Origin of the sequence: Paracoccus sp. SCN 68-21, assembly GCF_001724535.1 — a bacterium.
In the GTDB taxonomy this organism is placed as follows: Bacteria; Pseudomonadota; Alphaproteobacteria; order Rhodobacterales; family Rhodobacteraceae; genus Paracoccus; species Paracoccus hibiscisoli.
Genome location: NZ_MEES01000050.1, coordinates 1 through 6,643 on the forward strand (window position 1 = coordinate 1; position 6,643 = coordinate 6,643).

A 6,643-nucleotide genomic window follows, 5' to 3' on the forward strand; every position below is an offset into this window, starting at 1 on the left:
CCCTTGGTGACATCTGCAGCATGTTCTCACCCGAAGAATGCTGGAACTACTTCCACGCTGCAGGCTATGTGTCAGGTTAAAAGCGAAATGTTCTAAGGCAGGTCATTGCGGGTCGGTTGAAGGACTGCGCAAGGGCCTAACCAGCAGGTCCTGAGGCGTCGCGACCGTTGCTTTCGCTGTCGCAGCAGCCGTCATCGCCTCGCTTTGAAAAGCGAAGAGGCTTGAGTGACGGCGACAGCGAAAAGCCGGATGCTTGTCTGGCGGGCTACTTTCGTCATCCCCAAAGCCCTGCATGTGCTCTAGGCTGCAGCCCCACTGATTTTACGCTCTTTTTGTGATTCAGGCCGCCGCAGGGAGACCTGATCAATAAGCAACCTGTTTTGGCGGACGGGGGCGCAAATGGCGTGCCTTCGTCCGTTCTTCCCCAAGACCCATGGTCGTCCGCGGGTTGATGATCAGCGGGTGCTGAGCGGCATTATCTTCTTCAGTCGCAATGGCTTGCGGTGGTGCGATGGTGAGGGCATGAACGCCACCGGTTCGAGAGAGTGCCCGAAACGGGGAATACGGGCCGGCAATGACGCTCTACAATCGATGGAAGCGTTGGAGCGATAACGGGGTCTTCGCCCGGATCATGGTCGGCCTGGCCGCAAAGGACACGGATCCAAGGACGATCATGACCGATGCGACCTATCTGAAGGCGCATCGCACGGCTTGCAGCCTGCGTGCAAAAAGGGGGGGGGCGCGGTCGCCAAATCGATCGAACGACCGATGCGAAAGGCAGACCTATCCGGTTCTTTATGTCGGCAGGACAGGTCAGCGATTATACCGGCGCGGCGGCGCTTCGAGCACAGCCTGCCGCAGGCCGACTGGCTCCTGGTGGACCGAGGCTATGATGCTGATTGGCTTCGAAAAGCGTTGCAAGACAGAGGGATAAAGTCGTGCACCATAGGTCGGAAGTCCCGCAAGAAGACCGTGACATACGACAATCGCCGCTACAAACGCTGCAAGCGCATCGAGATCATGTCCGGTCGCCTGAAAGACTCGAGACGGGTCGTCACGCGCTACGACAGGTGCCGGGAGACATACCTTTCGGTAATCGCATTGGCCACAACCGTCCTGTTCTGGCTGTGATCATGAATGAGTGCGGACCCTAGGCTGCTGCGACTGCCGAATGTGGGGCTCTCGATATCGGGAAAGACATGTCCCACCTCATCGCCTTTGACCGACGAGGCGCAGCGCCGGCCGCATTGATCCCACCCATAACCGCCCTGCATTCACAAAGCGCGAAAGGCAGGCTGAATCCATGACCCCATGCCCTATCGGGGGGGATGGCAACACACTGTGGCGTGGACGACGCCTGGCCTTTCCCGGAGGATACCGAAGGCGCCGACTGCAGCACGGGCTGGTGTTCCAAGGAGAAACTGGCAGCGACCGACGCCTCAGTTTCGACGTCACGAGGTACGAGGGGCAGTGGCCCCCGGCAGGACGCGCCGAGAGATCGGGTCATCGATCTTGTCGCGGGGGCAAAGCAAAGCGCGCTGAATGACGCTCCGGTCGATCGACATGCCAGGCTGAAGCAGCATCGACGCCATTCCGCCCGCAACCAGAGGGTGGTCACGCGAAGTCCACAGGCGGAACGGTGAAGCTGACCGTCCGCTTTCGCGGCAAAGGCAGACATCCGGGAAACGCCGCGGCTCTCATCACGAAAGGGACGTCACAGGTGACCGCCCCGAGAGAGACCGGCGCGGATGACCGTCGACGCCGTCGATAGCAGGGACGGCCAGCCTCCCGATCAGCCGGGTGTGCCGTGTCCCTGAGGTCGGCCTGGGCGGTGTGCTCGCTTTGCATGACAGACTGGACCGTCGCCGCCAACAGCATGACATGATCTGTCTGTCCCATATCCGCACGACGGTCGCGCTGTCGAATGGCGCTTGGGGCAACCCGCTCATGTGACCTTCGACCTTGTCGATGAGGTCCGTGACATGAGGCGACATCGCGCGGCACAGACGATGCGCGGGACCTATCGATCGCATGCTCCGCCCTGAGGGTTCATCCTGAAGCAGGACGATATCTGCCGCAAGGCAGGGATCAGCCAGGCCACCTGACCGAACTGGAGTAGGGAGGCTCGGTGAACAGTCTGGTCTATTGGTCACCAACGCACGCGGTATGGCGGGCTGCTGCTGGACGAGATACGCCAGCGGAAAGCGCGGCGCCTTGCCCCGTCGAGCGACCACTCCCAATTCCGCCGAACCGGGCAGGCCGCACTGGACCCGAAAACCCGATATATCGGCCGTCAGCGCGCCACCATCTCAAGCCCTACGGTGATTTACCTACGCTGTGGCTATCGGCGTGTCCGCGCCTTGCTGCGACGGGAGGGCCGGCAGGGGACCATCCAGAACACGCGCAGGATCTCCCATGATTTGGGTCTGCGGCTCCGGCCCAAGCGTCCAAAGCGGCGGGTGCAGGCCGAGCTGCGACGATCGTCTGGAGGCTGCCAGGCCGACCAATGTCCGGGTCATGGATGTTGTTCACACTCAACGCGCCTTGGGTAACACACCGCGGATCGTGACGGTCGTCGACACGCGTTCCCGCTTTTGTCCGGCTGCCGATCCAAGCTTCATATCCTGCGGCGACGATGTGGTCGCGACCGTGGAATGGATTTTGTGCCCAGGTGGGCTATCCGAGGACTATCCGTGTTGATAGGGGCGAGCCACGTTCATCCCGCGCGATCACGATCTGTAGGCCCCTGCCAACGACATCACCCTGAACGTCTCACGCCCGGCGGGCCGACCGAGGACGGTCTCATTGACCCGCTCTGGTCCAAATGCCTGAACGTCCACCGGCTTGTGAACATCGCGGATGCGCCCCAAAAACGGGGCAGCTGACGTCGGCACGACAACGAGGTCAGACCCGACAGCGCGATCGGATACAACGTCCCGATCACCCTGCATTATCCCGATGGCGCAACCAACTGTTCATCGTGCGAGAGCGGGGAAAATTCAGCATCCGGCGCGTCCAGCTTGGGTAGGATAGCAAGCCGGCGGGCTGTCGTTACGTATGAGGGATGACGGGGTCTGCAGGTCAGCCACAAATCGACAATTCCGAACAAGCAGAATTTCTTCTGTGAACCAACGGTATAAATACTAGCTTTGTTGGATTGAGGGACAGAGTGGCAGCCCGTAGGGGAGTCGAACCCCTCTTTTCAGGTTGAAAACCTGACGTCCTAACCGATAGACGAACGGGCCACTTTCTGTCGCTGCCAGTCTTCCCTGGCGGCGTGAGGCGGTGTTTAGGCAAAGCCGCCAAAGGCTGCAAGCCAAAAAAACACGTGCGCGCGAAAAAAAATGCGCGGACCCGTCAGACGCCAAGAAAGCCTGCGAAAATAAGCCACAAGGGCAAGGTCACCGCCGCCAGGACCGTCTGCCAGGTGAAGATTGCGGCAAAGAAATCGGCGTCTCCGCCCATCTGCCGCGCCAGGATGTAGCCGACCGGCGCCCCCGGCGCCGCCGTCGCCAGCACCCCCGACGCGACTTGGCCCGCAGGCAGTCCTAGGGCCAGCGCGGCGATCACGAACACCACCGGGCAGAACGCCAGCCGCAGCCAGACCCCCATCCACAGCGCCGCGTCGCGTTGCCACAGATGGGCGGGACGGATGCCCGCACCGACTGCCAGCAGGCCCACCGCCAGCGCCCCCTGCCCCAGCCAGTCCAGCGGCGACAGCAGCCAGCCCGGCAGCGCCAGCCCCGACAGGTTCAGCGCCAGCCCCGCCAGACAGGACAGCACCATCGGGTTGCGGCCGATCTCGGCGCCGATGCGGGCGGCGGTGCCCGAGGGGCGCGGCCCGTCGGACCACAGCGTCAGCGCCACGATGGCCGAGATATTGAAGGCTGGGATCAGAAAGGCAAATGCCACTGCCAGATCGCCCAAGGCGCCTCCGCCGAAGGCCTGCGCGGCCACCGCCAGGATCAGCAGCGAGTTGAACCGCAGCGCGCCCTGAAACAGCGAGCTGGCGCGCGGCCCCGGCTCGGCCCGCCGCCGCGCCAGGATCAGCGCGACCGCCCCTGTCGCGACAAACGCCACCAGCAGCGCCGCCAGATAGGGCCCAAGCCGCCCCAGGGACAGGTCCGAGCGATAGATCGAGGTTAGCAGGATCGCGGGGAACAGCACGCGGTATCCCAGCTGTTCGATCCCCGGCCAACTGGCGGCGGGGATCAGCCCGCCGCGCCGCGCCAGATGGCCCAGCACGACCAGCGCGATCACGGGAAGGACGGACAGGGCTGCGGACATGGAACCTCCGGGCCGTGCGTCTTGCGGCCTTTCGCGCGGGGTTGTAGACCCGCGACCAACGAAAGGAAACGTCATGTCGATCACCGAGGATCAGGCCCGCAAGGTCGCCCATCTGGCGCGCATCGCGGTCGATGATGCCGCCCTGCCCGCCCTGGCGCGCGATCTGTCCGGCATCCTGCATTTCATGGACCAGCTGAACGAGGTCGATGTCGAGGGCATCGAGCCGATGACCGGCGTCACCCCCATGCGCCTGAAGCGGCGCGAGGACGTGGTGACTTCGGGGGGCATGGCCGACAAGATCCTGTCGAACGCCCCCGACGCCCGCGAGGGGTTCTTTGCCGTGCCGAAGGTGGTGGAATGACGAACGCGAACCGACTGACCATTGCCGAGGCACGCGACGCCCTCCGCGCGGGCGACCTGACCTCGGTCGAATTGACCGATGCCTGCCTGGGCGCGATCGACGCCGCCGGCGCGCTGAACGCGTTCGTGCATCACACGCCCGACATGGCCCGCGACATGGCGCGCGCTGCCGATGCCCGCATCAAGGCGGGCGACGCGGCCCCGATGACCGGCATTCCGGTCGGCATCAAGGACGTGTTCTGCGTGCGTGGCGTGCCCAGCCAGGCGGGCAGCCGCATCCTGCAAGGGTTCACCCCCGAATACGAATCGACCGTGACGCAGAACCTGTGGAGCGCGGGCGCGGTGATGCTGGGCAAGCTGAACCAGGACGAATTCGCGATGGGTTCGACCAACGAATCCAGCTGTTACGGCCCCGCCGTGAACCCCTGGCGCGGGGCCGACGGGGCGCAGCTGACGCCGGGCGGCAGCTCTGGCGGGTCCGCAGCCGCGGTCGCCGCCGATCTGTGCCTGGGCGCGACCGGCACCGATACGGGCGGATCGATCCGCCAGCCCGCGGCCTTCACCGGTACGGTGGGGCTGAAGCCCACCTATGGCCGGGTCAGCCGGTGGGGCGTGATTGCCTATGCCTCCAGCCTGGATCAGGCGGGGCCGATGACGCGCACCGTGCGCGACGCGGCGATCATGCTGGGCGCGATGGCGTCCAGCGATCCGATGGACAGCACCTGCGCCGACCTGCCGGTCCCCGATTTCGAGGCCGCGCTGACCGGCGACATCCGCGGCAAGCGCATCGGCATCCCGCGCGAGTACCGCGTGGACGGCATGCCCGACGCCATCGACGCCCTGTGGCGCGAAGGCGCGCAGATGCTGCGCGATGCGGGCGCCGAGATCGTCGATATCAGCCTGCCGCATACGAAATACGCCCTGCCCGCCTATTACGTGATCGCCCCGGCCGAGGCCTCGTCGAACCTGGCCCGCTATGACGGCGTGCGTTACGGGCACCGCGCCACCTTGGGCGCGGGCGACGGCATCACCCAGATGTACGAGAGCACCCGCGCCCAGGGGTTCGGCCCCGAGGTCCAGCGCCGCGTGATGATCGGCACCTATGTGCTGTCGGCGGGCTTCTATGACGCCTATTACAACCGCGCCCGCCGCGTCCGCGCGCTGATCAAGCGCGATTTCGACCAGGCGTTTGCGGCTGGCATCGATTCGATCCTGGCGCCCGCCACGCCCTCGGCGGCCTTCCCGCTTGGCTCGGGTGACAAGGGTGATCCGGTGCAGATGTATCTCAACGACGTCTTCACCGTGACGCTGAACCTGGCGGGCCTTCCCGGCATCGCGGTCCCGGTGGGACAGGACGCGCAGGGCCTGCCCCTGGGCCTGCAGCTGATCGGCCGCCCCTTTGAGGAGGGCGATCTGCTGAACCAGGCCCAGGTGCTGGAGGCTGCCGCAGGATTTGTGGCCAAGCCGGATCGCTGGTGGTAAAGTCCGCGAAACGGACCAAGGGAGGCGTCATGCGCGGCTGGTGGATGATCGGGGTGCTGGCGCTGGCCGGATGCGGGGAACACCGGGGCTGGAACCCGAACTATCAGTTCGGGGCCGACCGCTATGGCCAATACCTCACCGCGCGCGAGGCGGCGCTGGTCACCGGCACCACCCCCGCGGCGACCATCCCCATCGCTCTGCCGGTCCACGCGCCCACAGGCGCACGGATCGCAGGCGCCGACCCGGTGCCCGTCCCGGCGACGATGGGCCTGCGCGTCAACCGCCCCGCCCCCTGAGGCGACCGTGACCGACTGGCCCAGCCCGAATCACGGCGACCGCCGGGGGCAGGTTCCGTCCCTGATCGTCATCCACTACACCGGCATGGCGGATGCAGCGCAGGCCCGCGCCTGCGTGCCAGGCGCGGCGGGTTTCGCAGACAAGCTGTTCGGTCGCGCCATCCGTGTCGATCAGCCAATGGGCGCTGACCTCGGCCTGTGGATCGCAGAGGCGGGCG

4 protein-coding genes, 1 tRNA gene and 2 pseudogenes are annotated in these 6,643 nt (G+C 65.4%); 4 read left to right on the forward strand and 3 right to left on the reverse strand.

Annotated elements, in window-relative coordinates:
• Nucleotides 1-366: 366 nt before the first annotated feature.
• Nucleotides 367-1,131 (forward strand): annotated as a pseudogene (locus ABS73_RS12350) (IS5 family transposase).
• Nucleotides 1,132-3,170: 2,039 nt separating this feature from the next.
• On the opposite strand, the gene ABS73_RS12355 reads toward ABS73_RS12350, so the two are convergent.
• A tRNA-Glu gene (locus tag ABS73_RS12355) sits at nucleotides 3,171-3,245 on the reverse strand.
• 112 nt (nucleotides 3,246-3,357) lie between these two features.
• On the reverse strand, nucleotides 3,358-4,287 hold the full coding sequence (locus ABS73_RS12360) for an AEC family transporter (RefSeq protein WP_277019934.1): 930 nt from the start codon (nucleotides 4,285-4,287) through the stop codon (nucleotides 3,358-3,360).
• A gap of 73 nt (nucleotides 4,288-4,360) precedes the next feature.
• On the opposite strand from ABS73_RS12360, the gene gatC reads away from it, so the two are divergent.
• From gatC to ABS73_RS12375, 3 genes are read left to right on the forward strand one after another with little or no spacing between them, the layout of a single operon-like run.
• Complete coding sequence (gene gatC, locus ABS73_RS12365; RefSeq protein WP_136856998.1) at nucleotides 4,361-4,648, forward strand: Asp-tRNA(Asn)/Glu-tRNA(Gln) amidotransferase subunit GatC; 288 nt, start codon at nucleotides 4,361-4,363, stop codon at nucleotides 4,646-4,648.
• On the forward strand, nucleotides 4,645-6,129 hold the full coding sequence (gene gatA / locus ABS73_RS12370) for an Asp-tRNA(Asn)/Glu-tRNA(Gln) amidotransferase subunit GatA (protein ID WP_277019931.1): 1,485 nt from the start codon (nucleotides 4,645-4,647) through the stop codon (nucleotides 6,127-6,129). Before gatC ends, gatA begins: the two co-directional genes overlap by 4 nt.
• 29 nt (nucleotides 6,130-6,158) lie before the next feature.
• The gene (locus ABS73_RS12375) at nucleotides 6,159-6,425 is read left to right on the forward strand and encodes a hypothetical protein (RefSeq protein ID WP_246053607.1); all 267 of its coding nucleotides are present in this window, start codon (nucleotides 6,159-6,161) and stop codon (nucleotides 6,423-6,425) included.
• Between the two features lie 103 nt (nucleotides 6,426-6,528).
• Here ABS73_RS12375 and ABS73_RS16780 read toward each other — a convergent pair.
• Nucleotides 6,529-6,643, reverse strand: a pseudogene (locus ABS73_RS16780) (N-acetylmuramoyl-L-alanine amidase); the annotation flags it as partial.

Coding starts and splice junctions, on each gene's coding strand:
- ABS73_RS12360 (WP_277019934.1), bottom strand. CDS start 4,287: ATGTCCGCAGCCCTGTCCGTCCTTCCCGTGATCGCGCTGGTCGTGCTG.
- gatC (WP_136856998.1), top strand. CDS start 4,361: ATGTCGATCACCGAGGATCAGGCCCGCAAGGTCGCCCATCTGGCGCGC.
- gatA (WP_277019931.1), top strand. CDS start 4,645: ATGACGAACGCGAACCGACTGACCATTGCCGAGGCACGCGACGCCCTC.
- ABS73_RS12375 (WP_246053607.1), top strand. CDS start 6,159: ATGCGCGGCTGGTGGATGATCGGGGTGCTGGCGCTGGCCGGATGCGGG.